General features: G+C 52.2%; 26 protein-coding genes. 10 read left to right on the top strand and 16 right to left on the bottom strand.

Going from position 1 to position 22,771, the window contains the following annotated elements; translation table 11 throughout:
* The first annotated feature begins 128 nt into the window (after nucleotides 1-128).
* A complete protein-coding gene (locus GZ59_RS01505; RefSeq protein ID WP_011091914.1) occupies nucleotides 129-1,583 on the top strand; it encodes an NAD-dependent succinate-semialdehyde dehydrogenase in 1,455 nt (484 codons plus the stop codon).
* Between the two features lie 98 nt (nucleotides 1,584-1,681).
* Here GZ59_RS01505 and yjgA read toward each other — a convergent pair whose 3' ends face one another.
* A complete protein-coding gene (gene yjgA / locus GZ59_RS01510) occupies nucleotides 1,682-2,233 on the bottom strand; it encodes a ribosome biogenesis factor YjgA (RefSeq protein ID WP_011091915.1) in 552 nt (183 codons plus the stop codon).
* Between the two features lie 296 nt (nucleotides 2,234-2,529).
* On the opposite strand from yjgA, the gene pmbA reads away from it, so the two are divergent.
* On the top strand, nucleotides 2,530-3,870 hold the full coding sequence (pmbA, locus tag GZ59_RS01515; RefSeq protein ID WP_011091916.1) for a metalloprotease PmbA: 1,341 nt from the start codon (nucleotides 2,530-2,532) through the stop codon (nucleotides 3,868-3,870).
* Between the two features lie 71 nt (nucleotides 3,871-3,941).
* On the opposite strand, the gene rnk is transcribed toward pmbA, so the two are convergent.
* From rnk to GZ59_RS01575, 12 genes are all read right to left on the bottom strand, one after another.
* The gene (gene rnk, locus GZ59_RS01520; protein ID WP_011091917.1) at nucleotides 3,942-4,352 is read right to left on the bottom strand and encodes a nucleoside diphosphate kinase regulator; all 411 of its coding nucleotides are present in this window, start codon (nucleotides 4,350-4,352) and stop codon (nucleotides 3,942-3,944) included.
* 164 nt (nucleotides 4,353-4,516) lie between these two features.
* Nucleotides 4,517-4,789 carry a PTS phosphocarrier protein NPr gene (gene npr, locus GZ59_RS01525; RefSeq protein WP_011091918.1) on the bottom strand — a complete coding sequence of 91 codons (273 nt, stop codon included), beginning with the start codon at nucleotides 4,787-4,789 and terminating at the stop codon, nucleotides 4,517-4,519.
* A gap of 31 nt (nucleotides 4,790-4,820) precedes the next feature.
* Complete coding sequence (rapZ, locus tag GZ59_RS01530; RefSeq protein ID WP_010296630.1) at nucleotides 4,821-5,678, bottom strand: RNase adapter RapZ; 858 nt, start codon at nucleotides 5,676-5,678, stop codon at nucleotides 4,821-4,823.
* Nucleotides 5,679-5,839: 161 nt separating this feature from the next.
* A complete protein-coding gene (gene ptsN, locus GZ59_RS01535) occupies nucleotides 5,840-6,313 on the bottom strand; it encodes a PTS IIA-like nitrogen regulatory protein PtsN (protein WP_011091919.1) in 474 nt (157 codons plus the stop codon).
* 96 nt (nucleotides 6,314-6,409) lie between these two features.
* The gene (gene hpf, locus GZ59_RS01540; protein WP_011091920.1) at nucleotides 6,410-6,697 is read right to left on the bottom strand and encodes a ribosome hibernation promoting factor; all 288 of its coding nucleotides are present in this window, start codon (nucleotides 6,695-6,697) and stop codon (nucleotides 6,410-6,412) included.
* 23 nt (nucleotides 6,698-6,720) lie between these two features.
* Entirely contained in the window at nucleotides 6,721-8,154 is a 1,434-nt protein-coding gene (gene rpoN / locus GZ59_RS01545; RefSeq protein ID WP_011091921.1) for an RNA polymerase factor sigma-54, read from the bottom strand.
* Nucleotides 8,155-8,203: 49 nt separating this feature from the next.
* Nucleotides 8,204-8,929, bottom strand: a complete 726-nt coding sequence (gene lptB, locus GZ59_RS01550) for an LPS export ABC transporter ATP-binding protein (protein WP_011091922.1) — start codon at nucleotides 8,927-8,929, stop codon at nucleotides 8,204-8,206.
* Between the two features lie 3 nt (nucleotides 8,930-8,932).
* Entirely contained in the window at nucleotides 8,933-9,505 is a 573-nt protein-coding gene (gene lptA / locus GZ59_RS01555) for a lipopolysaccharide ABC transporter substrate-binding protein LptA (RefSeq protein WP_011091923.1), read from the bottom strand.
* On the bottom strand, nucleotides 9,486-10,052 hold the full coding sequence (gene lptC / locus GZ59_RS01560; RefSeq protein WP_011091924.1) for an LPS export ABC transporter periplasmic protein LptC: 567 nt from the start codon (nucleotides 10,050-10,052) through the stop codon (nucleotides 9,486-9,488). The genes lptA and lptC overlap by 20 nt, the downstream gene beginning before the upstream one ends.
* Entirely contained in the window at nucleotides 10,049-10,615 is a 567-nt protein-coding gene (gene kdsC / locus GZ59_RS01565) for a 3-deoxy-manno-octulosonate-8-phosphatase KdsC (protein ID WP_011091925.1), read from the bottom strand. The genes lptC and kdsC overlap by 4 nt, the downstream gene beginning before the upstream one ends.
* A gap of 19 nt (nucleotides 10,616-10,634) precedes the next feature.
* Complete coding sequence (gene kdsD, locus GZ59_RS01570; RefSeq protein ID WP_011091926.1) at nucleotides 10,635-11,708, bottom strand: arabinose-5-phosphate isomerase KdsD; 1,074 nt, start codon at nucleotides 11,706-11,708, stop codon at nucleotides 10,635-10,637.
* Between the two features lie 14 nt (nucleotides 11,709-11,722).
* Nucleotides 11,723-12,691, bottom strand: coding sequence for a calcium/sodium antiporter (locus GZ59_RS01575; protein ID WP_011091927.1), 969 nt, complete (start codon nucleotides 12,689-12,691; stop codon nucleotides 11,723-11,725).
* A gap of 413 nt (nucleotides 12,692-13,104) precedes the next feature.
* Between GZ59_RS01575 and mlaF the strand changes: the two genes are divergently transcribed.
* The 7 genes from mlaF (at nucleotide 13,105) to murA (ending at nucleotide 17,956) form a co-directional block, all read left to right on the top strand.
* Nucleotides 13,105-13,917, top strand: a complete 813-nt coding sequence (mlaF, locus tag GZ59_RS01580) for a phospholipid ABC transporter ATP-binding protein MlaF (RefSeq protein ID WP_011091928.1) — start codon at nucleotides 13,105-13,107, stop codon at nucleotides 13,915-13,917.
* A gap of 7 nt (nucleotides 13,918-13,924) precedes the next feature.
* The gene (mlaE, locus tag GZ59_RS01585; RefSeq protein WP_011091929.1) at nucleotides 13,925-14,707 is read left to right on the top strand and encodes a lipid asymmetry maintenance ABC transporter permease subunit MlaE; all 783 of its coding nucleotides are present in this window, start codon (nucleotides 13,925-13,927) and stop codon (nucleotides 14,705-14,707) included.
* A 4-nt stretch (nucleotides 14,708-14,711) separates the two neighbouring features.
* Nucleotides 14,712-15,278 carry an outer membrane lipid asymmetry maintenance protein MlaD gene (mlaD, locus tag GZ59_RS01590; RefSeq protein WP_011091930.1) on the top strand — a complete coding sequence of 189 codons (567 nt, stop codon included), beginning with the start codon at nucleotides 14,712-14,714 and terminating at the stop codon, nucleotides 15,276-15,278.
* A gap of 12 nt (nucleotides 15,279-15,290) precedes the next feature.
* The gene (gene mlaC, locus GZ59_RS01595) at nucleotides 15,291-15,920 is read left to right on the top strand and encodes a phospholipid-binding protein MlaC (RefSeq protein ID WP_011091931.1); all 630 of its coding nucleotides are present in this window, start codon (nucleotides 15,291-15,293) and stop codon (nucleotides 15,918-15,920) included.
* Between the two features lie 13 nt (nucleotides 15,921-15,933).
* Nucleotides 15,934-16,224, top strand: a complete 291-nt coding sequence (gene mlaB, locus GZ59_RS01600; RefSeq protein ID WP_011091932.1) for a lipid asymmetry maintenance protein MlaB — start codon at nucleotides 15,934-15,936, stop codon at nucleotides 16,222-16,224.
* A gap of 134 nt (nucleotides 16,225-16,358) precedes the next feature.
* Nucleotides 16,359-16,613 carry a BolA family iron metabolism protein IbaG gene (gene ibaG / locus GZ59_RS01605; RefSeq protein ID WP_011091933.1) on the top strand — a complete coding sequence of 85 codons (255 nt, stop codon included), beginning with the start codon at nucleotides 16,359-16,361 and terminating at the stop codon, nucleotides 16,611-16,613.
* An 80-nt stretch (nucleotides 16,614-16,693) separates the two neighbouring features.
* Nucleotides 16,694-17,956 (top strand): UDP-N-acetylglucosamine 1-carboxyvinyltransferase, encoded by a 1,263-nt coding sequence (murA, locus tag GZ59_RS01610; protein WP_011091934.1) that lies wholly within the window; start codon nucleotides 16,694-16,696, stop codon nucleotides 17,954-17,956.
* 108 nt (nucleotides 17,957-18,064) lie between these two features.
* On the opposite strand, the gene degS is transcribed toward murA, so the two are convergent.
* The 3 genes from degS to zapG all read right to left on the bottom strand — a co-directional run bounded on the left by degS (nucleotide 18,065) and on the right by zapG (nucleotide 21,312).
* Nucleotides 18,065-19,162 carry an outer membrane-stress sensor serine endopeptidase DegS gene (degS, locus tag GZ59_RS01615; RefSeq protein ID WP_011091935.1) on the bottom strand — a complete coding sequence of 366 codons (1,098 nt, stop codon included), beginning with the start codon at nucleotides 19,160-19,162 and terminating at the stop codon, nucleotides 18,065-18,067.
* A gap of 137 nt (nucleotides 19,163-19,299) precedes the next feature.
* Nucleotides 19,300-20,670 (bottom strand): serine endoprotease DegQ, encoded by a 1,371-nt coding sequence (gene degQ / locus GZ59_RS01620; RefSeq protein ID WP_011091936.1) that lies wholly within the window; start codon nucleotides 20,668-20,670, stop codon nucleotides 19,300-19,302.
* A 237-nt stretch (nucleotides 20,671-20,907) separates the two neighbouring features.
* Entirely contained in the window at nucleotides 20,908-21,312 is a 405-nt protein-coding gene (gene zapG / locus GZ59_RS01625; RefSeq protein WP_011091937.1) for a Z-ring associated protein ZapG, read from the bottom strand.
* A 216-nt stretch (nucleotides 21,313-21,528) separates the two neighbouring features.
* Here zapG and zapE point away from each other — a divergent pair, with 216 nt between their 5' ends.
* Nucleotides 21,529-22,680, top strand: coding sequence for a cell division protein ZapE (zapE, locus tag GZ59_RS01630; RefSeq protein ID WP_011091938.1), 1,152 nt, complete (start codon nucleotides 21,529-21,531; stop codon nucleotides 22,678-22,680).
* Nucleotides 22,681-22,771 lie beyond the last annotated feature (91 nt).

Below are 22,771 nucleotides of genomic sequence, written 5' to 3' on the forward strand. Positions count from 1 at the left end.
GAGACAGCGCGACCAGTCGAACGATTAATCCGAGAGTGGCGCAGGCCGTGTTCATCACTTCTATACTGAATTATCCATAGCTTCCCTCAGAACGTAAGGGAATATGACCATTTTCAGGAGGTAACACGATGTCAGGAAACCATTTACAGGATCATGAACTGTTTAAAACGGGCTACTTCGTTGCGGGGAAGTGGCAGCAGGGCGCAGCCACTTTCGAGGTGGTGAATCCGGCGACGGGTGAGTCTATTGCCCGTGTAGCGAAAGCGGGAAAGAAAGAGACGCAGGCGGCGATTGACGCTGCCCATGCCGCATTCCCCGCCTGGAAGCGTAAAACCGCGAAGGAACGTTCTGAAATTCTGTATCGCTGGTACGAGCTGATTCTGGAGAATAAACGCTATCTGGCGGAGTTGATGACCGCCGAGCAGGGCAAACCGGTGCAGGAAGCCGAAGGCGAAGTCGTTTATGCGGCGAATTTCATTCAGTGGTTTGCTGAGCAGGGAAAACGCGTCAACGGCGAAATTATTCCCCCCGCCAAGCCCGGTTCGAAGATTTATGCCACGCGTGAACCCGTTGGCGTCGTTGTTGCGATTACGCCGTGGAATTTCCCGCTGGCGATGTTGACGCGTAAGTTAGGACCGGCGCTGGCGGCGGGGTGTACCGGCGTGATAAAACCCGCGAACAACACGCCGCTGTCTGCATTTGCACTGTTGGCGCTGGCACAACAGGCGGGCGTACCGGATGGTGTACTCAACGGTGTCGCGGGCGATACGCAGGCGATTAGCGATACCGTCATGGCGAGCGATAAAGTACGCAAAATCTCCTTTACTGGCTCAACGGCAGTAGGGAAAACGCTGGTGCGCAACGCCGCCGACACCATGAAGAAAGTGTCGATGGAACTGGGTGGTAACGCGCCTTATATCGTGTTTGATGATGCGGATATTCAGGCCGCGGTGAAAGGCGCGATCGCTAACCGCTTTCGTAATGCAGGTCAGGTTTGCGTCAGCGCCAATCGGTTTTATATTCAGGACGGCGTCTATGATGAGTTTGTTTCCCTGCTTGCGGAAGAAGTGAAAAAGCTGAAGGTCGGCAACGGTATGGATGACGGTGTCGTGCTCGGCCCACTGATTGACGAGGCTGCTGTCGAGAAGGTGGAAAAACACGTCAATGATGCGGTGGAGAAAGGCGGCAAGGCGCTTGTTGGCGGTAAACGACACAAGCTGGGCCACAGCTTTTTTGAACCGACAGTGATTGTTGACGCTAACGAAGCGATGCTGCTTGCGCAGGAAGAAACCTTTGGCCCGGTTGCCCCGTGTTTTCGTTTCAAAACGGAAGAAGAGGTGATTCAACGCGCCAACAATACGCCGTTTGGTCTGGCGGCTTATTTCTACAGCCAGAATTTGCAGCGTGTGTTCCGCGTGGCAGAAGCGTTGGAGAGCGGCATGATTGGCATTAACGAATGTGCCGTTTCGACTGAGCTTGCGCCATTTGGCGGCGTGAAAGAATCGGGGCTAGGCCGCGAAGGCTCTGTACTGGGGCTAGACGAGTTTCTGGAAGTGAAAACCTGGCACGTGGGCGGGTTGTGATCTGAATGGATGTCGCGATCTGAATTGATCGTGAACGCAATGAGATACAGGTAATACACGGGATGAGTGAATTATTACTCCTCATCCCGTTATCGCCGTTAGTTTGTGGTTTCAGCCAGCTCACGCAGATATTGGAAGATCTGACGTGCGGCTTTCGGCGGTTTGTTAGCCGCTTTTTCTTTCTGCGCGTTGCGCACCAGAGAACGCAGCTGCTGACGGTCGGCATGTGAATACAGTGCCAGAATCTCTGGAATCACATCGTCTCCCTCGGTAATCAGGCGGTCGCGCAGTTGTTCCAGTTTGTGGAATAATGCCACCTGCTGATTATGACGGTTGTTCAGCTTATCCAGCGCGATTTGGATTGGTTCTGGATCGCGGGCGCGCAACAACTTACCAATCAGCTGTAGCTGACGGCGGCGGCCTTCTCTCGTGATCCGCTGCGCTAGCTCCACTGCCGCACGCAGATCGTCGTCCAGTGGGATCTTTTCCAGGGCATTTTTGCCCAGATCAACCAGTTCCGCACCGAGATCTTTCAGCGCTTCGGCATCGCGCTTTATTTCGCTTTTACTGACCCAGATAATTTCATCATCTTCGTCGTCTTCTTGATTATCCGGGACGTCATTCAGCCAGTCTTCGGGTTTTTGTTTCATGGTTGGCTCCTAAAAAGTGTCCAGGAGCAATTCTTAACGCTACGCGTAGCGGCTCCGGGATGGTGAACAGCGTGCCCACCAGAAAAAAGAGGCTGATACTAACAGGTTTGGGCTTTGTGCGAAATTGTCCGTAGATCCTGTTAGACTAGAAAGCATTATGCTACACCATTTTTATGCTCGTCATACTTCAAGTTGCCTATGCGTTGGCTACGCGAAGTATTTAAAGTATACCTCCCCTTTGTGCTTGTTGCGGGGATGATGATGGTGAGCTTTCTTCCACTCATTATGGCAGAACAATGACGATAACTACTCAGGTTGCAGAGCAGCGTAAAGCGCTGGAACTCGCGGTTGCTCAGGCGCTGGAACTGGCGAGTGCCGGTTCTGATGCGGCAGAAGTCGCGGTGTCAAAAACGACGGGGATTAGCGTCAGTACCCGTTATGGTGACGTTGAAAATGTCGAATTCAACAGCGATGGTGCCTTGGGCATCACGGTTTATCATCAACAGCGTAAAGGCAGTGCATCGTCTACCGATCTCAGCCCAGATGCGATAGCGCGTACCGTTCAGGCCGCGCTGGATATTGCGCGCTATACCTCTGTCGATCCTTTTGCTGGCCCGGCGGATCGCGATCTTCTGGCGTTTGACGCGCCGGATCTGGATCTGTTCCATCCAACCGAACTGGATGCGGATCGTGGCATTGAGTTAGCGGCTCGCGCAGAGCAGGCTGCATTACAGGCTGACAAGCGTATCACCAACACCGAAGGCGGCAGCTTTAACAGTCACTACGGCGTTAAGGTGTTCGGCAATAGCCACGGCCTGCTGAAAAGCTACTGCTCCAGCCGTCATTCCATGTCCAGCTGCGTGATTGCCGAAGTTAATGGCAATATGGAACGGGATTATGCTTACACCATCGGCCGTGCGCTGGAGGATTTGCGTAGCCCTGAATGGGTGGGCGAAGAGTGTGCGCGCCGGACGTTATCCCGGCTGTCACCGCGTAAACTGCCAACCATGCAGGCACCGGTGATGTTTTCTGCGGAAGTGGCAACGGGCCTGTTTGGTCATTTGGTTGGTGCCATCAGCGGCGGCAGCGTTTATCGTAAATCCACTTTCCTGCTGGATAAACTGGGCCAGCAGATTCTGCCAGAGTGGCTGACGATTGAGGAACATCCGCACCTGTTGAAAGGGCTGGCTTCTACGCCGTTCGATAGCGAAGGTGTGCGGACGCAGGCGCGTGACATTGTGAAGGCTGGCGTGTTGCAGACTTGGCTGATGACGAGTTATTCCGCGCGTAAACTGGGGATGCAGAGCACCGGCCACGCTGGTGGTATCCACAACTGGCGGATTGCCGGACAAGGTTTGGATTTCAACGGTATGTTGAAGCAGATGGGCAAAGGCCTGTTGGTGACCGAACTGATGGGACAAGGTGTTAGCGGTGTAACGGGGGATTATTCCCGTGGGGCATCCGGTTTCTGGGTCGAAAACGGCGAAATTCAGTATCCGGTCAGCGAGATTACGATCGCGGGTAACCTGAAAGACATGCTGCGTAATATTGTGACGGTGGGGAACGATATCGAAACCCGAAGCAATATCCAGTGTGGTTCCGTGTTGCTACCAGAGATGAAAATCGCAGGGGAATAAACCTGGCTTGCATGAGTAACCGTCGCCGTCGGCAGTGTCCGACGGCTGTTACTCTATAGCATTTCTCCGGCTTAGCGGTGGTACTCGCCTGCGGCTTCTGGCTGATAGAGTAGTTCTAGCACTTCAATTCGCGTTTCTTCACCGTTTGGCAGTTGCCAGGTGATAGCGCTTCCCACATGCATTCCCAATAGTGCTGCGCCCAGCGGAGCCATCACCGACAGCGGTTCTTTACTGTCCTTCACAGCGGCTGGATAAACCAGCGTGCGAATATGCTCTTCATTGGTATTCAGATCGCGGAAACGCACCCGACTATTCATGGTGACGACATGTGAGGGAATCGATGCTGAAGGCAGAATTTCTGCCCGATCCAGTTCGTCATTCAACGCCTGTGCGATATCGCTGTCCGCAAAGGCGGGCTGCTCCAATAACTTATCCAGACGTTCTGCATCCAATTCACTGATTGTCAGGTTAGGTTTCGTCATACTCCTCTCCAGTTGATGTTTTCAGATGATATAAAAATAACCCCCCGCGCCCAGAGGAGCAGGGGGTATAAGAAAATATGATATTAGGGATAGTAGGAGGTTCGGGGGGGAAAGTGAAGCGATCCTTGTCACGAAGGCCTGTTGATAGCCTGCTAAGGAAATGGCTAGTCTTCGTCGAACCCCGCTTCGAACAGCCCGATGACGGCAGCAAGCGCCTGTTCTTCGTCTTGGCCAGTGGCTTCTACTTCGATGAGTCGGCCTTTGGCCGAGTCCAGCATCAGCATGGCAATCACGCTACTGGCTTCCGCTTCGGTGCCGCTGTCATTGCGCAGTATCACTTCCGCATCAAAGCTCTGCACCAGCTCGAACAGCTTCATCGCTGGGCGAGCATGCATACCCAGCTTGTTTTTAATTTCAACCGTTTGCCGGACTGTCATTGGTTACCTTGTTGTACTGGTTTGCCGACTATCACGAAGGTTTCCGTTTTTCCAGCGTACGGTGGCGTGACTGTACGTTCTTACCGCGTGAGCGGAAGTAGTCTGCCAACTGCTCAGCGACGTACACTGAACGGTGTTTACCGCCAGTACAGCCAATGGCGACGGTCAGATAGCTACGGTTATTGGTTTCCAGCATCGGCAGCCACAGTTCTAGATAGCTGCGAGTCTGGTAGATGAAATTGTGAACTTCGGTATGTCGGTCGAGGAAGGACGCAACGGGCTTATCCAGACCAGTCATCGGGCGCAGTTTCGGATCCCAGTGCGGGTTTGGCAGGAAGCGCACGTCAAAGACGTAATCGGCATCGATAGGAATACCATGCTTGAAGCCGAACGATTCGAACACCATCGTGAGCTCGCGTTCTCGCTTGCCGAGCAGCCGTGTGCGCAGCATCTCGGCCAGTTCGTGCACGGACATCTCTGAGGTGTCAATAATCAGATCGGCGCGTGAACGCAGCGGTTCCAGCAGATCACTTTCTTCATCAATCGCGCTTTCCAGTGACAGGTTCTTACTGGACAGCGGGTGCAGGCGACGGGTATCGCTGTAGCGACGAATCAGCGTATTGCGATCGGCATCCAGAAACAGTAGTTGAGGCGAGAAACTTGGTGGCAGTTGCTCCATGGCATGCTCAAAGATTTCCGGCGATTCCGGCATATTGCGCACGTCAATGCTGACAGCCGCGGAAATGTTACGTGCCGCAAGCGTATTAGCCAGTTCTGGCAATAGCACCACTGGTAGATTATCTACGCAGTAGAACCCCATATCTTCTAATGCGCGCAGGGCGACAGATTTCCCTGAACCTGAGCGACCACTGACAATCATCAGCACCATCTGACGAGTCCCCTCTGGCAATGTGATGGCGAATTTTCATTGCCGCTATTTTATATAAAGTGATGTAGAGCTAAAAAAATGACGGCTTAGCGCAAGGATTGCAAGCATTCTCTGACTCTACAGCGAATTGCCCGTCATCGTGAGTATGGCGATTATCCGGTTTAATCCGCTTCCGTCATAATCTGGTACAGCTCTTCATCGCTTTGCGCCGCACGCAGGCGTCGGCAAACCGTTTTATCCGCCAGTCGCTTGGCAACAAGCGACAGGGTGTGCAAATGGGTTTTACATTGTTCCGCTGGAACCAGCAAGGCAAAAAGCAGATCAACGGCCTGATTATCAATGGCATCGAAAGCGATTGGTTGCTCTAACTGAATGAAAACACCGATGGCGCCCAGCGCATTATCGTCTTCCAGCTTACCGTGAGGAATTGCAATGCCGCCGCCGATTCCCGTACTGCCCATACGTTCCCGCGTGAGAATGGCATCAAAGATAATCTGCGAAGGAATATTAAGCTGCTTAGCGGCCAGCTCACTGATAATTTCCAGTGCCCGTTTCTTACTCTGGCAGTGGACGGTGCTTCTGGTGCACTCAGGACGTAATACAGTGCTGAGTTGCAATACGGAATCGTGGCTCATTTTATTTTCACTTAACGACGCTTTCACTTCTGGTGATCCCGACCCACCTGTTAGATGGGCCGAGTTTGTTCCTTTGCTAAACGGCAAAGGAGAAAATTAGTGCTGCTTGAGTTTATCTTTATGCTTATTGAGCTGTCTCGCCAGCTTATCAATCAATAAATCTATCGCGGCGTACATATCTTCCGCTTCAGAGGTTGCATGCAGCTCTCCACCATTAACATGGAGCGTAGCCTCGGCAATTTGCTGAACTTTTTCCACTCTCAATACCACATTGACCTGATTAATCCGGTCAAAATACTGCTCTAATTTGGCAAATTTGCCATTCACAAAATCACGCAGTGGTTCAGTGATCTCGATGTGGTGTCCGGTAATGTTGAGCTGCATAGTGTCTTCCTTCTCTGTTGAGATCAAATCAGTTGTTTACGCTGATTTGATGGTGGGATAGATAAAGACTCTCGGTATTTTGCAACGGTACGGCGCGCCACGATGATGCCCTGATCGGAGAGCAGTGCCGTAAGCTTGCTATCGCTTAGTGGCTTCACGGGGTTTTCCGCTGCAATAAGCTTCTTCACCAACGCGCGAATTGCCGTTGACGAGGCTTCTCCACCGCTATCGGTATTTACGTGGCTGGAGAAGAAATATTTTAGCTCAAAAATGCCGCGCGGACTGTGCAGGAACTTCTGTGTCGTCACGCGTGAAATAGTGGATTCATGCATATCCACCGCCTGCGCGATGTCTGCCAGTACCATGGGCTTCATGAATTCTTCACCCTGATCGAAGAAATCCTTCTGTTGCTCGACGATACAGCGGGTCACTTTCAGCAACGTGTCATTGCGGCTTTCTAGGCTCTTGATGAGCCAGCGCGCTTCTTGCAGGTTGCTGCGGATAAATTGCCCGTCGCTGTCGTTACGTACGCTGTTGCCCAGAGCAGCATATTGCTGGTTAATCTGCAATCGGGGAACGCTATCGGTATTCAGTTCAACGGCCCAGATTCCCTGAACTTTGCGCACCAGCACGTCAGGAATCACGTATTCGGATTCACCGGTGTTGATCGACTGCCCAGGACGTGGATCGAGCGATTGGATCAGCGCTAGCGCTTCTTTCAGCACCTCTTCTTTCAGACGGGTAACGCGGATCAGGCTGCGGAAATCATGGTTGGCTAATAGATCGAGATGATCGCTGACGATCAGGCGAGCTTCGGCCAGACGCGGTGTGCTGTCGTCAAATTGGGAAAGCTGTACCAGCAGACAATCACGCAGATCGCGGGCGGCGACGCCAACGGGATCGAAGCGTTGCACGCGTTTAAGTACGGCTTCGACTTCTTCCAGCGTCACGTCGTCGTCACCGATGCTGTCGAGGATGTCCCCCAGCGGCACGGTCAGGTAGCCTGTATTGTCTACCGCATCGACGATAGAAGTCGCAATGGCCGCGTCGGTGTCTGAAAATGGCGTCAGCTCAACCTGCCACATCAGGTAATCCTGAAGCGTTTGCGTGGTTTCGCCTTGATAAATAGGGAGTTCTTCATCGCGATAGTCAGAGCCAGTGCCCGACGGCGTGCCTGCGGAGTAGATCTCATCCCAGGTGGCATCGAGCGGCAATTCTTCCGGCATGTCCCTTTGCTCAAGGGCTTCACCGGTATCCAGTGAATCGCTATCTGCCTTTTCAAATGACTCGATTTCGTCGTGCTGATCCGTTTGTTCGAGCAACGGATTGCTTTCTAGCGCCAGTTGAATCTCCTGTTGCAATTCAAGCGTGGACAGTTGCAACAGGCGGATGGCCTGTTGGAGCTGTGGGGTCATGGCCAGTTGCTGGCTAAGCCTGAGTTGCAAACCTTGCTTCATAAATCGCGCTAACGTCCCATAAGTACTGCAAAGAGAAAATATTACCCTATCAGAGTCGGAAGCCTTCGCCCAGATAGACGCGTTTCACCTGTTCATCGGCCAAAATTTCGGTCGGTGAACCGTGGGCGATTAGGTTGCCCTGACTCACGATATAGGCTCGTTCACAGACATCAAGCGTTTCGCGGACGTTATGATCGGTAATCAACACGCCAAGTCCGCTGTCACGCAGATGCTCAATGATTTTTTTAATATCCAGTACGGAGATCGGGTCTACGCCCGCAAACGGTTCATCCAGCAGGATGAATTTGGGATTCGCTGCCAGCGCCCGCGCAATCTCTACGCGGCGTCTTTCCCCACCGGACAGCGATTGTCCCAGACTATCGCGCAAATGAATAATATGGAATTCTTCCATTAGTTCATTAGCACGATCTTCCTGTTGCTCGGTCGTCAAATCTTTACGGATCTGTAACACCGCCATCAGGTTGTCATAGACGCTTAAGCGACGGAAAATAGAGGCTTCCTGCGGCAGATAGCCAATGCCGCGTAGGGCGCGTTCGTGCAGGGGGAGCAGGCTGATGTCATCGTCATCAATGACGATGCGCCCTTCATCACGTGGGACGATGCCGACGACCATGTAGAACGTGGTCGTTTTACCGGCCCCGTTCGGCCCAAGCAGGCCGACGATTTCACCGGAATTGACGGTGAGGCTGACGTTTTCCACGACCTTACGGCCTTTGTACGCCTTGGCCAAATTTTCTGCGGTTAATGTTGCCATAACTTATTCAGTGACCCGTGGTTGCGGTTGTTGAGAACGAGAAGGCTGACTCTTGTTCTCTTTATCCTGAAGCTGAGAAGGGACTAACACCGTCGTCACGCGTTTTCCTTTGTCGCTGGTCGCTTCCATCTGCTGTTGTTTCACCAGATAGGTGATGCGATCGCCTTTTACATTGCTGTCCTGTTGTTCCAGATAGGCATTGCCTGTCAGCACCAGAAAGTCGGTGGCCAGCTCGTAGCGGATTTTCTGTGCGTGACCTTTTACCGGTTTGCCGTTGTCCTGCATCTGATAGAACGTCACAGGGTTACCGTAACCTTCTACCACTTCACTGCCTTGCCCGCCCTGTGGGCGCGTCACGACGACCTTGTCGGCTTTCACTTCAATCGTCCCTTGCTTAACGACAACATTGCCGGTGAACGTCACCGTGTTGCCCTGCATGTCCAGAGATTGCTGTGCTGAATCAATGTGAATAGGTTGGTTGCTATCGCCCGTGACGGCAAAGGTGGAAATGCTGACGGCGAACAGCGAGCTGGCGATCAGGGTGTTACGCATCAGGTTATTGGTTTTGGATTTCATAAGAGGTTTTTACCTTTTCGATCAACTCGGCCGTTTTGTTACGCAGATTTCCGCGCATTTTCATTCCGCTTGAGGTAAAGCTGGTGCCGTACAGGGTGACTTCATCATCGGAAGAGACGTCCTGCGTGACCAGATTCACCTGGGCATTATTCGTTGTGATACGCTGAAGCTGCGCGTCTTTCGTTAGGCTATTCACCTCGACGTGACCGTACAGATAGAGCATCTTGTCTTTTGTCAGCTTGGCGCGATCGGCGCGTACTGACCAGGTTGCCGTGCCCTGTTCGTTGAACAGCGTGGCAACAGGGGTCGTAAACCAACTCAACTGCTCGTCGTTGAAATACTCTGCTTTTTCTGAAATCAGCCTGTAGCTCAGCTTACCCGCAGGGCTATATACCTGTGTGTTAGTCTTTTCACTGGTATAGACCGGCACGGCGGGATCGTTTGCATCTGGAGCCACTACCGTGTCGTCATCAGCAATATTCCAGCCGATGAGGATAAGCACCAATAGTGCCAGAAAAGCGGTCAGCCAACGCTTGGTTTTACTCATATTGACAACCCTTTGGCATGCTCCAGCTTGTCCTGCGAGAACAGAATCAAATCACATAGCTCACGTACTGCGCCACGTCCTCCCGCAATGCGGGTGACATAATCTGCGCGCGGTAACAGCAGCGGGTGTGCATCTGTCACAGCAACGCTCAGTCCGACCTGTGCCATCACAGGCCAGTCGATCATGTCGTCGCCGATATACGCGACCTGATTTGCTGTTACTGACAGTTTATCTAACAGATCGTTGAAGGCCAAAACCTTATCCGATTGCCCCTGATAAAGATGGTTAATGCCCAGCGTTTTACAGCGATCTTCCAGCAATTTCGCGGAACGCCCAGTAATAATGGCAACCTCAATGCCAGATGTCAGCAAGCAGCGAATGCCATAGCCGTCACGGACGTTAAAGGCTTTCAGCTCTTCGCCGTGGTTACCCATGTAAATCAGACCATCGGACATCACGCCGTCAACGTCGCAGATTAACAGGCGAACTTCACGGGCTTTATCCAGTACCTGCTGATCGACAGGTCCATAACAGGTATCGGTTTGCGCCCTGGTTTCACTCATTCACAATTATCCTTTCTTTTTAAACCACGCCAGCCCGCAACATATCGTGCATGTGGACAATACCGACCAGACGATCGTTTTCTGCCACCAGCACCGAGGTGATGTGGCGCGACTGCATTAGGTTGAGTGCATCCACCGCCAGCGTTTGCGGTGCGACCCGGATGCCGCCTGCGGTCATCACATCAGCAATGCGCGCGCTGTTCAAGTCTATATTCATGTCGAAGATGCGGCGCAGGTCACCATCAGTGAAGATGCCCTGAATTTTCATATCCGCCTCGCAGATTACCGTCATACCCAGATTTTTGCGCGTAATTTCCACCAGCGCATCACGCAGCGAGGCATCATGTGGGACATGGGGGATCTCGTCGCCCGAATGCATGATATCGCTGACGCGCAGTAAAAGTTTGCGGCCGAGTGCGCCACCGGGGTGAGAAAGGGCGAAATCTTCGGCGGTAAAGCCGCGTGCCTGTAGCAAGGCTACGGCCAGCGCGTCGCCCATGACCAGCGTCGCAGTGGTGCTGGTGGTGGGGGCCAGACCGAGCGGGCAGGCCTCCTGTGGGACGTGAACGCACAGGTGAATATCCGCCGCTTTACCCATCGTACTTTCTGGTGCGCTAGTCATGCAGATCAGGAACACTTTCTGGCGTTTCAGAACGGGAATTAGCGAGAGGATTTCATGCGATTCGCCAGAATTAGAAATGGCGATCACGATATCGTGCGGGGTTACCATGCCGAGGTCGCCGTGGCTGGCTTCGCCCGGATGAACAAAAAAAGCGGGGGTACCGGTGCTGGCGAAGGTTGCGGCAATCTTGCAACCGATATGGCCAGATTTGCCCATCCCCATCACCACCACTTTGCCCTTGCAGTGAAAGATATTTTTGCAGGCGAGGGTAAAATTGTCGTCAATGTACTGATCTAATTGCGCAAGGCCATCGCGTTCGATACTCAGTACCTGCTTGCCCGCCTGCTGGAAATCGAAGTGTGCTGGTAGTTCATGAGTCTTCTGTCGCGTGTGATCGGCTTGCAGTTCGTGATCGGATAGTGCACGGTCAGACTGCTGTTTTAGATGAGCATCTTGTTCAAACTGTGACATACCAATAGTCCTGATTATGATGAAAAACGGAACAACACCGTAAGGTAGGCGATAAACGCGCAGCATAATAATGCGCCTGCGCCCTGTCCTATACGGCGTTTTTTACTGAGGCAGAGTGCGGTTAACAGCACGCTTGCCGCCAGCATGACCCAATAGTCGCGCTGAAAAATCTGAGGATTTAGTGCGCCCGGCGAGAGCAGCGCGGGTACGCCCAGAACAATCGCGATATTAAAAATGTTTGAGCCAATCAGGTTACCCAGCGCGATATCATCTTCTTTCTTCAACGTTCCTACGATAGCGGTAGCGAGCTCAGGCAGACTGGTGCCAATCGCCAATATCGTCAGCCCGATAGTCAATTCGCTGACATCGAAGTAGCGTGCAATAACGGTGGCGTTATCCACCACCATACGGGCCGCCATGGGTAAAATAATCATGCCGAGAATCAGCCACAGCACGGCAACCATCTGATTGCTGTCGTCCTGCGGGAGTTCCGCCAACTGTTCGCGAGTCAGGCTATCACCACCTTCCCGCTGTGCCTGTTGTGCCATGCGAAGTATCAACACCAGACATAGAATGGCGGCAAAGAGCAGCATCATGCCGTCGGCGCGGCTCAGGTAGCTATCATGCAGTAAAACGCCACACAATAAAGTGACGGACAACATGAGCGGCAATTCCCGGCGCAGTATGGCCGAATGTACCGTGAGTGGGCGAATGAGCGCAGCGCAGCCGATAATGAGCAAAATATTGGTGATATTGGAGCCGAGAACATTACCGACGGCCATATCGTTCTGATCGTTTAAGGCGGCGGTAACAGAAACAATCAGTTCAGGTAGTGAGGTGCCGAAGCCGACAATGGTGATACCGATGACGAAAGGAGGTAAGCCGAGAGAACGCGCAAGTACGGCGGCGCCATAGACAAGACGATCGGCACCGTAGACCAGTAATAGCAAGCCAACGAACAAGAGTAGTGTTGCAAAAAGCATGCAGCGTCCTTTAATAGGATATATACCCGTCATACTTCAAGCTGCATGTATATTGGCGATACTTGCTCACCCTAGCCACTTACTGGGGTAAGTTTCTGGAGACTCACTGCGCCGCCGCCTTCCTGCAACTCGAATTATTTAGTGTATAATCACCAGCTTGGTGTCGAATAAGTCAGTATTTCTGGACGAATTTCGCACAAAAAGCGTTTTTCTGTGATGAGTGCTAATTCTGACGGTGCTGGGCGAAAAAGTAAAACCTGTCGCGATAAGTAAAACCAGATAACGGTTTATGCCGCCATTTTGGACAAGAACTTGCGGTAAGTTTTTGTAAAACTCTTACTCTGATTAAAGCCAGCCGTTAGGCTGGAATGAAAGACCTCTATAAGCGTACTGATTGGTAAGGAATGGAAATAATGAACCATGAGGCAACTAATCTGGTCGAGATCCGTGGTCTTAGCTTTCGGCGCGGAGAGCGAGAGATTTTTACGGACATCACGCTGAATGTTCCTAAAGGCAAGGTCACTGCGATCATGGGGCCTTCCGGTATCGGTAAAACTACGTTGCTGCGTCTGATCGGCGGGCAACTATCGCCGGATAGCGGTGAAATTTGGTTTGATGGCGAGAATATCCCCGCGCTGTCACGCAGCGAACTGTATAACGCGCGCAAGAAAATGAGCATGTTGTTTCAGTCTGGCGCGTTATTCACCGATTTGAACGTGTTTGATAATGTCGCCTGGCCGCTGCGTGAACATACCCAACTGCCGGAATCGCTGCTGCGTAGCATCGTTATGATGAAGTTGGAAGCTGTGGGGTTACGTGGAGCCGCCGAACTGATGCCGGCAGAACTTTCCGGCGGCATGGCGCGGCGTGCGGCGCTGGCGAGAGCCATTGCGCTCGACCCGCAGCTGATTATGTTTGATGAGCCTTTTGTCGGGCAAGATCCGATCACGCTGGGGACTCTGGTCAAGCTCATTGATGAGTTAAACCATGCATTGGGCGTGACCTGCGTTGTCGTTTCTCACGATGTACCGGAGGTGATGAGCATCGCCGATTACGCCTATATTGTGGCCGACAAACGGGTGATAGCGGAAGGAACAGCGGATCAACTGAGGGCGAACGATGACCCGCAGGTTCGTCAGTTTCTTGATGGTATCGCCGACGGGCCAGTGCCTTTCCGTTTTCCTGCAGGTGACTATAAAACGTCGCTGCTAGGCTCAGGGGGTTAACGCAGTCATGTTATTACGGACGTTGGCGTCGCTAGGACGTCAGGGAATCTCCGCCAGTGCCTCGTTTGGGCGCGCTGGGCTGATGCTGTTTAATGCGCTGGTGGGTAAACCCGAATTTAGAAAACAGTGGCCGCTGTTGGTGAAACAACTTTACAGCGTTGGCGTGCAGTCGTTGCTGATCATCATCGTTTCCGGTCTGTTCATCGGCATGGTGCTGGGGTTACAGGGTTATATCATCCTGACGACTTACAGTGCCGAGGCCAGTTTGGGCATGATGGTGGCGCTGTCGCTGCTACGTGAGCTTGGTCCGGTGGTGACGGCACTGCTGTTCGCTGGGCGTGCCGGTTCCGCGTTGACGGCGGAAATCGGTTTGATGAAGGCAACTGAGCAGCTTTCCAGCATGGAGATGATGGCGGTTGACCCGCTGCGCCGCGTTGTCGCGCCGCGCTTCTGGGCGGGGTTAATCAGCATGCCTCTGCTGGCGGTGATTTTTGTCGCTGTGGGGATCTGGGGAGGTGCGCTGGTCGGTGTGGACTGGAAAGGTATCGACAGCGGGTTCTTCTGGTCTGCCATGCAGGGCGCGGTTGACTGGCGTCAGGATGTGTTGAACTGCGTGATTAAAAGTATCGTATTTGCGATTACCGTGACCTGGATTGCACTGTTTAACGGCTATGACGCGATCCCGACGTCTGAGGGGATTAGCCGTGCAACGACCCGAACCGTCGTGCACTCGTCGTTAGCGGTACTGGGATTGGATTTTGTGCTGACAGCACTGATGTTTGGGAACTGAGTCGATGCAAACAAAGAAAACTGAAGTCTGGGTTGGTGTGTTTATGCTGATCGCGCTGGCTGCCATCCTCTTTTTATGTCTGAAAGTGGCCGATCTCAAGTCGATCGGCAATGAGCCAACGTACCGCCTGTACGCGACATTTGACAACATTGGCGGGTTGAAAGCGCGTTCTCCGATTCGAATTGGCGGCGTGGTCATTGGCCGCGTGGCGGATATCTCGCTGGACGAGAAAACCTACTTACCGCGCGTGGCGATGGATATTCAGCAGCGCTATGATCATATTCCCGATACCAGTTCTCTGGCTATTCGAACCTCTGGCTTGCTGGGAGAACAGTATCTGGCACTGAACATGGGGTTTGAAGATGAGGATATGGGCACGACGATTCTGAAAGACAGTGGTGTGATTCAGGACACCAAGTCAGCCATGGTGCTTGAAGACCTCATCGGTCAATTCCTATATAAGAGCGGTGGCAATAGCGAGGATAATGCGGGTCAATCGGGTACGGAACCTGGTGCCGATCCTGCGGCTATGCCTGAGCACAACAACGAATCTGTTCCTTCACATCCATAAGAGGATATCTGCATGTTTAAACGTTTACTGATGGTGGCTTTACTGGTGGTCGCGCCATTAGCCAACGCGGCGGATCAAACGAACCCCTATCGTTTAATGAATGAAGCGGCGGAAAAAACTTTTAACCGTTTGAAGAGCGAGCAGCCAAAAATCAAGCAAAGCCCTGACTATTTGCGTACCGTCGTACGTGAAGAGTTGCTGCCGTATGTTCAGGTGAGATACGCCGGTGCGCTGGTTCTGGGTCGTTACTACAAAGATTCGACGCCAGCCCAGCGTGATGCCTATTTCAAAGCGTTTGAAGCCTATCTGGAGCAGGCTTACGGCCAGGCTCTGGCGATGTATAACGGGCAGAACTATCAAATCGCGCCTGAACAGCCGCTGGGCAATGCCGATATCGTTTCCATTCGCGTCACTATCGTAGATAACGGCGGCCGTCCTCCGGTTCGTCTGGATTTCCAATGGCGTAAGAACAGTAAAACCGGTAACTGGCAGGCGTACGACATGATTGCCGAAGGCGTCAGTATGATCACCACTAAGCAGAACGAGTGGGCGTCAATATTGCGTCAGAAAGGCGTTGATGGTCTGACTCAACAGCTGGAATCCTCGGCGAAACAGACCATCACGTTGGATCAGAAAAAGTAATTTGGGTACGAACATGGCGAACGCATTGAACTGGCAGGTGCAGGAATCAACGCTGGCATTAACGGGCGATCTCGATCGGGAAACGCTGTTACCGTTCTGGCAGCAGCGTGAATCGTTGCTGGCGGGTAAAACCACGCTGGATGTGTCTGGATTAAACCGTGTTGATTCTGCTGGGTTGGCATTGCTGATGCACGTTTATCAGCAACCGTCTTCAGGCGGTGAGATAGCGATTGTCGGTGCCAGCGATCGGCTAAAAACGCTCATTGCGCTCTATAACCTGAATGAAATCATTCCTGTGTCTTAAACGGCAATGCTGGTTGCCGGATTCGCCCCTTTAGGCATCGTCTGAAGGGGCGCATTCTTTGTTTAAGATAGCGCCATATTCATCTAAGATACCTCCCTGTAAATCATCTCCCCCTGACATAGAAATCGAGAGCGATGGAAAATAACGAAATTAAAGATGTGCTGATGAACACATTAGCACTGGAAGAAGCCCATGTTTCTGGTGATGGCAGCCATTTTCAAGTCATCGCGGTGGGCGGACTTTTTGCTGGAATGAGCCGAGTAAAAAAACAGCAGGCTGTTTATGCGCCGCTGATGGAGTACATCGCGGATAACCGTATTCATGCATTGTCGATCAAGGCTTATACGCCGGAAGAGTGGCAACGCGACCGTAAACTGAACGGCTTCTAAGTATTCCCTGTACGAGTGGGGATAAACTGCCAGTATCAGTGTGACGACATATTGAATTAAGACATCGAGATACAAAGACTATGGATAAATTTCGTGTTCAGGGCCCAACCCGCTTGGCGGGGGAAGTGACTATTTCCGGCGCCAAGAATGCTGCGTTGCCAATCCTGTTTGCTGCGTTACTCGCAGAGGAACCGGTAGAGATTCAGAACGTACCGAAACTGCGTGACATTGATACCACCATGAAGCTGCTTGGTCAGTTGGGTGCGCGCGTTGAGCGTAACGGTTCCGTCCACGTGGATGCCAGCGATGTAAACGTGTTTTGCGCGCCGTACGACTTGGTGAAAACCATGCGTGCCTCCATCTGGGCTTTAGGGCCACTGGTGGCACGGTTTGGGCAAGGACAGGTATCGCTGCCCGGCGGCTGTGCGATTGGCGCGCGCCCGGTAGATTTGCATATTTACGGCCTTGAGCAGCTCGGCGCGCAGATCGTACTGGAAGAAGGATATGTAAAAGCAACGGTTGATGGTCGCCTGAAAGGCGCGCATATCGTGATGGATAAGGTGAGTGTGGGTGCCACGGTAACCATCATGAGTGCGGCAACGCTGGCGGAAGGCACCACGATTATTGAGAACGCCGCGCGTGAGCCGGAGATTGTCGATACGGCAAACTTTCTGAATACGCTGGGTGCGAAAATCAGCGGTGCAGGCAGCGATAAAATCACTATTGAAGGCGTCGCGCGTCTGGGCGGCGGCGTGTATCGCGTTGTGCCTGACCGTATTGAAACCGGGACATTCCTGGTTGCGGCTGCGGTATCACGCGGTCAGATTATCTGCCGCAATACCCGTCCTGATACGCTGGATGCGGTATTAGCTAAGCTGCGCGAAGCGGGCGCGGATATCGAAGTCGGCGAAGACTGGATTAGCCTGGATATGCACGGTAAGCGTCCGAAAGCAGTTACCTTTCGCACGTCGCCGCATCCTGGATTCCCGACCGATATGCAGGCGCAGTTCAGCCTGCTGAATCTGGTCGCGGAAGGTACAGGTGTGATTACCGAAACTATTTTTGAAAACCGCTTCATGCATGTGCCTGAGCTTATCCGTATGGGCGCACAGGCGGAGATTGAGAGCAATACGGTGATTTGCCACGGCGTAGATAAGCTGTCGGGTGCGCAGGTGATGGCGACCGACTTACGTGCGTCGGCCAGTCTGGTGTTAGCCGGTTGTATCGCGGAAGGTGTGACGACAGTGGATCGTATTTATCATATCGATCGTGGCTATGACCGTATCGAAGATAAGCTGCGTGCATTAGGTGCGAACATCGAGCGTGTTAAAGAGCACGAGTAAGCGCTTCGCCTGTTTATCTTCATAATCATGTTTGTCAGCCGGGTGGTTTCCCACCCGGTTTCTTGTTTGCCCGCCGATGTGACTTTTATCAACCGACTTTGCATGCCGCTATTGGGTCGGGAATTCCTGAATCGTCATTTGTAGCGTGATTTGCTTATTAGCCCGCTCAATCGTGACAGGAATGACGGTACCGGGGCGTATTTCCGAAACCTGTTCCATGGTCTCGATAATCGAGCGTGCAGGTTTATTGTTCACGCTAACAATGACGTCTTCGATGTGGATACCCGCTTTATCCGCCGGACCGCCTGGATCGATAGTCTGGACGAGAATACCGGTCAATCTACCCTGTGCATCACGATTGTTGGTTAACGTACTGTTCTCAAAATTTTCGAGCTGTACGCCGTTGATGCCAATATAGCCGCGCACCACGCGACCATCGCGAATCAGTTTGCCCATCACCTTGGTAGCCAGCGCCACAGGAATTGCGAAGCTAATACCTTCCGGCGTTTCGCCATTGCTGCTTTTATCAAAAGAGAGGGTATTAATACCGACCAGTTCACCGAGCGTGTTGACCAGCGCACCGCCGGAGTTCCCGTGGTTAATTGACGCATCGGTTTGCAGTAGATTTTGGCGTCCTACCTGGCTTCTTTGCTGGCCGTAAGCGCTGAGGCTGACGCGGCCGGTGGCGCTGATGACGCCCTGTGTGACGGTTTGCCCCAGATTATAAGGGTTGCCGATCGCCATCACGACATCGCCGACGTGCGGGAGACGGTCTGGATTCATGGGAATGACGGGCAGATTAACGCCATCAATTTGCAGCACAGACAGATCGGTTAGGGAATCGGAACCGATTACGCGGGCTTCGTACAACCTACCATCTGATAGCTCTATCTGGATCTGCTGCACGTTATTAATCACATGCTTATTGGTTAAAATATACCCTTTTTCATTCATGATGACGCCAGAACCCAGAGGATGAATAGCGACTTCACTGGGTTTTTCCGTATTGGCAACCCGATTATAAATGTTAACCACAGCAGGAGTCGCACGGTTGACGCCCTGATGGTAGCTTACGGGCGAACCATCAGTATTTCTGTCATTGCTTTTCAGAAACGACGTGCCAGACCCGACAAACGGGAGTACGGCCAGAATAATACCGGCAACGAGGGCACCAAATAGCGCTGAACGTAATAACTTAGCAAGCATGGCCGTGATTTACTGTGGAAAAAGGGAGGTAGGGTGAGGATATCACGAGAAGTTCGGACACCGCATGGCTCGGTGTCCGATTTTTTAACATCAGCGATTTTCTGGCTGGTTAGGCTGTCGTAAAAAACGACAAGCGATTAACGTAGCAGCAGATAGATCGTTTCTTCGCCACGGACGATGTTCAGTGCCAGAACGGAAGGCTTCGCTTCCAGCAGCTTGCGCAGTTGCGTGATGTTTTCAATGCGCTCGCGGTTTACGCCAATGATGATATCGCCTTTTTGCAGACCAACCTGCGCAGCAGGCGTGTCCTTAGCGACGTTATCAATCTGCACGCCTTTGCTGCCATCTTTCAATTGACCATTGATCAGCGATGCACCCTGCAATGACGGTGAAAGCGTTTCGGCGCTGGTCGATGCCGATGTGCTGTTATCCAACACCACCGAAACCTCCTGTGGTTTACCATCACGCAGCAGGCCGATTTTCACGGTCTTGCCCGGCGCGGTGGTGCCGACTTTGGCTCTCAGTTCTGCAAAGCTGCTGATCGGTTTACCATCCAGAGTAGTCAACACGTCGCCAGCCTTGATACCCGCTTTGGACGCGGCAGATTTCGGTAAGACTTCGCTGACGAAAGCGCCGCGCTGTGCATCGACGTTGAAGGCTTTCGCCATCTCAGACGTCATCTCGCTGCCTTTAATACCCAGCAGCCCGCGTTTAACTTCACCAAATTCAACCAACTGCTGCGCCAGATTCTGAGCCATGTTGCTGGGGATGGCGAAACCGATACCGATGTTTCCTCCGCCCGGAGCCAGAATCGCGGTGTTGATACCGATCAGTTCGCCGTTGAGGTTAACCAGCGCACCGCCGGAGTTACCGCGGTTGATAGAAGCATCGGTCTGGATGAAGTTTTCCAGCCCTTCAAGGTTCAGGCCGCTACGTCCCAGTGCAGAGATAATGCCGGATGTCGCGGTCTGGCCGAGGCCGAATGGGTTACCCACGGCAACGGCAAAATCACCGACGCGCAACTGATCGGAATCCGCCATTTTTACGGATACTAGGTTTTTGGCGTCATTCAGCTGTAGCAGGGCAATATCGGTCTGCTCGTCGCGACCAATCAGTTTCGCATCATATTCACGCCCGTCATTAAGCTGGACGCGAATTTTGTCGGCATTATTGATAACGTGATTGTTGGTGAGCACATACCCTTTTGCTGCATCAATAATCACGCCGGAACCCAGCCCTTCAAACGGACGAGAATTTTGTTTGTCCGTCGGGAAATTTGGCCCAAAGAAGAACTTGAACTCTTCCGGTACGCGCTGGCGCTGTACCTGTGTACCTTCAACATGCACGCTGACGACAGCTGGTAAGACTTTTTCCAGCATTGGGGCCAGGCTTGGCGTTTGTTGCCCTTGAACCACGGAAGGTAGCGCAGCATTCGCTGCGGGAAGCGTGGACAGGGTCAAACCTATACTCATTGCCAGTGCACTAAATAATAATGACGTTTTTTTCATTGTTATTAACTCTCTCACGGCCTACGGATGAATAAAACGATGATATATAAACTTAAAGAAACGGTGAAGAGTCAGACTGGCGATCAATGTGTAAAGTTCACTGCTGTTTCGTCAGCAGATTGTAACTATCGCTTTTTATGGTGCGTGATAGGGTAGATGCGCGTCTTAATAAGCGTAGAACAAGGGAAGGAAAGCGTGAGGCCAGAAAGCCTCACGTCTAGGGTATATTAGTTGATATTATTTACGGAGCGGGCGCTCGCCCCGTAGCAAACCTGACGCACCATCGGAATAATCGCGTGGTGGCATGTTCACCGGTGCCTGATCGTTATCCGCTTCTGACTCGGTCAGACGGTATTTAAACGGATTATCCTGGCCGGGAACGTTAGGTAACAGGTTATTGGAGCTTTTCGCCATGTGCTGATAAAGCTGACGATAGTCATCCGCCATGTTATCCAACAACTCCGCACTGCGGGCGAAGTGTCCGACCAATTCCTGACGATAGTCTTCCAATTCGGTTTTGCTTTTCTCCAACTCATTTTGCAATACCTGCTGTTGCCGCAGCTTACGGTTACCAAAGCGCATGGCTACAGCACCAATAATAATACCGACAACTAAACCTATCAGCGCATACTCCCAAGTCATAATAGCTCCTATTTTGACGTCGTTGTCCCGTAGGGGTTTTTCACTTAATAATAGTCACTATAACCGTTAACCTTGTCCGAGTGGAATCCTGATGCTCGATGACTGAGGGGAATGTTGATTCACCGCAGACATCAAGGTTGTTAACTGCGACGATTACGGCTTAAATCGACGGCAACACACAGCAAAACACGACTAACTTTTTTCTCAGGGATTGCGATGGCTACTCCACAGACAACACGGCAGCAAACAACACCCTTGGCGCTTTACCAACAGGCACTTTCCGCCGGTGAATATCAACCGGACGAGGTGCAGCGGCAAACTGTTGTGCGTCTGGAAGCGATACATCAGGCACTATGCGAACGTGCTGCTGATGACGATGTGGAAGCGTCTGGTCGTGTGGGTAAGTGGCGTAGCTGGCTGGGACTGCGTGATAAACGCGAGTCTGAGCCGGTTCAAGGGCTATATATGTGGGGCGGCGTCGGGCGTGGTAAAACTTGGCTGATGGATATGTTTTTCCATAGCCTGCCTGCCGAACGTAAGATGCGTCTCCATTTCCATCGATTTATGCTGCGGGTACATGAAGAGCTGAACCAGTTTCAGGGGCAGGAAAATCCGCTGGAGAAAGTGGCTGACGGCTTCAAAGCCGAAACTGATGTGTTGTGCTTTGATGAGTTTTTCGTCTCTGACATTACCGATGCGATGCTGTTGGCTGAACTGCTGCGTGCGCTGTTTGCCCGTGGTATTACGCTGGTGGCGACATCGAATATTCCGCCGGACGATCTCTATCGCAATGGATTACAACGCGCGCGCTTTATTCCTGCGATTGAGTTGATTAAACAGCACTGTGAAGTACGTAATGTCGATGCGGGTGTCGATTATCGTCTGCGTACGCTGACACAGGCACACCTTTATCTCTCGCCGCTGAATGAAGAGACGAGTGCCGCGATGCAGCAGATGTTTACTCGTCTGACTGGCAAGAAATTGCAGACGCCGGGACCGGTGCTGGAAGTCAATCATCGTCCGCTAGCGACACTCGGCGTGAGTGACGGCGTGCTAGCAGCCGATTTCCACACGCTGTGTACAGAGGCGCGCAGCCAGAATGATTACATCGCGCTTTCGCGCCTCTACCACACGATGCTGTTGCACAATGTGACGGTGATGGAAACGAAAGAAGAGAACACCGCTCGCCGTTTTCTGGCGCTGGTAGATGAGTGCTACGATCGCCGCATCAAACTGATTATCTCTGCACAGGCATCGATGTTTGATATCTATCAGGGAGAGCACTTGAAATTTGAATATCAGCGCTGTTTATCCCGTTTACAGGAAATGCAAAGCGAAGAGTACCTACGGCAGCCACATTTGGCATAACGCAGGCTGTAGTTTTCGTCATTTACGTGTGAAAAAAGGTCGATTTTTGAGAATGACTTCTCTATAATCTTGCGACCCCACGTTACAACAA

The sequence above is a fragment of the Pectobacterium atrosepticum genome, from assembly GCF_000740965.1.
Lineage (GTDB): Bacteria > Pseudomonadota > Gammaproteobacteria > Enterobacterales > Enterobacteriaceae > Pectobacterium > Pectobacterium atrosepticum.

Excerpts from the sequence above, each read along its gene's own strand:
- GZ59_RS01505 (WP_011091914.1), top strand. The coding sequence starts at position 129 with ATGTCAGGAAACCATTTACAGGATCATGAACTGTTTAAAACGGGCTAC.
- yjgA (WP_011091915.1), bottom strand. The coding sequence starts at position 2,233 with ATGAAACAAAAACCCGAAGACTGGCTGAATGACGTCCCGGATAATCAA.
- pmbA (WP_011091916.1), top strand. The coding sequence starts at position 2,530 with ATGACGATAACTACTCAGGTTGCAGAGCAGCGTAAAGCGCTGGAACTC.
- rnk (WP_011091917.1), bottom strand. The coding sequence starts at position 4,352 with ATGACGAAACCTAACCTGACAATCAGTGAATTGGATGCAGAACGTCTG.
- npr (WP_011091918.1), bottom strand. The coding sequence starts at position 4,789 with ATGACAGTCCGGCAAACGGTTGAAATTAAAAACAAGCTGGGTATGCAT.
- rapZ (WP_010296630.1), bottom strand. The coding sequence starts at position 5,678 with ATGGTGCTGATGATTGTCAGTGGTCGCTCAGGTTCAGGGAAATCTGTC.
- ptsN (WP_011091919.1), bottom strand. The coding sequence starts at position 6,313 with ATGAGCCACGATTCCGTATTGCAACTCAGCACTGTATTACGTCCTGAG.
- hpf (WP_011091920.1), bottom strand. The coding sequence starts at position 6,697 with ATGCAGCTCAACATTACCGGACACCACATCGAGATCACTGAACCACTG.
- rpoN (WP_011091921.1), bottom strand. The coding sequence starts at position 8,154 with ATGAAGCAAGGTTTGCAACTCAGGCTTAGCCAGCAACTGGCCATGACC.
- lptB (WP_011091922.1), bottom strand. The coding sequence starts at position 8,929 with ATGGCAACATTAACCGCAGAAAATTTGGCCAAGGCGTACAAAGGCCGT.
- lptA (WP_011091923.1), bottom strand. The coding sequence starts at position 9,505 with ATGAAATCCAAAACCAATAACCTGATGCGTAACACCCTGATCGCCAGC.
- lptC (WP_011091924.1), bottom strand. The coding sequence starts at position 10,052 with ATGAGTAAAACCAAGCGTTGGCTGACCGCTTTTCTGGCACTATTGGTG.
- kdsC (WP_011091925.1), bottom strand. The coding sequence starts at position 10,615 with ATGAGTGAAACCAGGGCGCAAACCGATACCTGTTATGGACCTGTCGAT.
- kdsD (WP_011091926.1), bottom strand. The coding sequence starts at position 11,708 with ATGTCACAGTTTGAACAAGATGCTCATCTAAAACAGCAGTCTGACCGT.
- GZ59_RS01575 (WP_011091927.1), bottom strand. The coding sequence starts at position 12,691 with ATGCTTTTTGCAACACTACTCTTGTTCGTTGGCTTGCTATTACTGGTC.
- mlaF (WP_011091928.1), top strand. The coding sequence starts at position 13,105 with ATGAACCATGAGGCAACTAATCTGGTCGAGATCCGTGGTCTTAGCTTT.
- mlaE (WP_011091929.1), top strand. The coding sequence starts at position 13,925 with ATGTTATTACGGACGTTGGCGTCGCTAGGACGTCAGGGAATCTCCGCC.
- mlaD (WP_011091930.1), top strand. The coding sequence starts at position 14,712 with ATGCAAACAAAGAAAACTGAAGTCTGGGTTGGTGTGTTTATGCTGATC.
- mlaC (WP_011091931.1), top strand. The coding sequence starts at position 15,291 with ATGTTTAAACGTTTACTGATGGTGGCTTTACTGGTGGTCGCGCCATTA.
- mlaB (WP_011091932.1), top strand. The coding sequence starts at position 15,934 with ATGGCGAACGCATTGAACTGGCAGGTGCAGGAATCAACGCTGGCATTA.
- ibaG (WP_011091933.1), top strand. The coding sequence starts at position 16,359 with ATGGAAAATAACGAAATTAAAGATGTGCTGATGAACACATTAGCACTG.
- murA (WP_011091934.1), top strand. The coding sequence starts at position 16,694 with ATGGATAAATTTCGTGTTCAGGGCCCAACCCGCTTGGCGGGGGAAGTG.
- degS (WP_011091935.1), bottom strand. The coding sequence starts at position 19,162 with ATGCTTGCTAAGTTATTACGTTCAGCGCTATTTGGTGCCCTCGTTGCC.
- degQ (WP_011091936.1), bottom strand. The coding sequence starts at position 20,670 with ATGAAAAAAACGTCATTATTATTTAGTGCACTGGCAATGAGTATAGGT.
- zapG (WP_011091937.1), bottom strand. The coding sequence starts at position 21,312 with ATGACTTGGGAGTATGCGCTGATAGGTTTAGTTGTCGGTATTATTATT.
- zapE (WP_011091938.1), top strand. The coding sequence starts at position 21,529 with ATGGCTACTCCACAGACAACACGGCAGCAAACAACACCCTTGGCGCTT.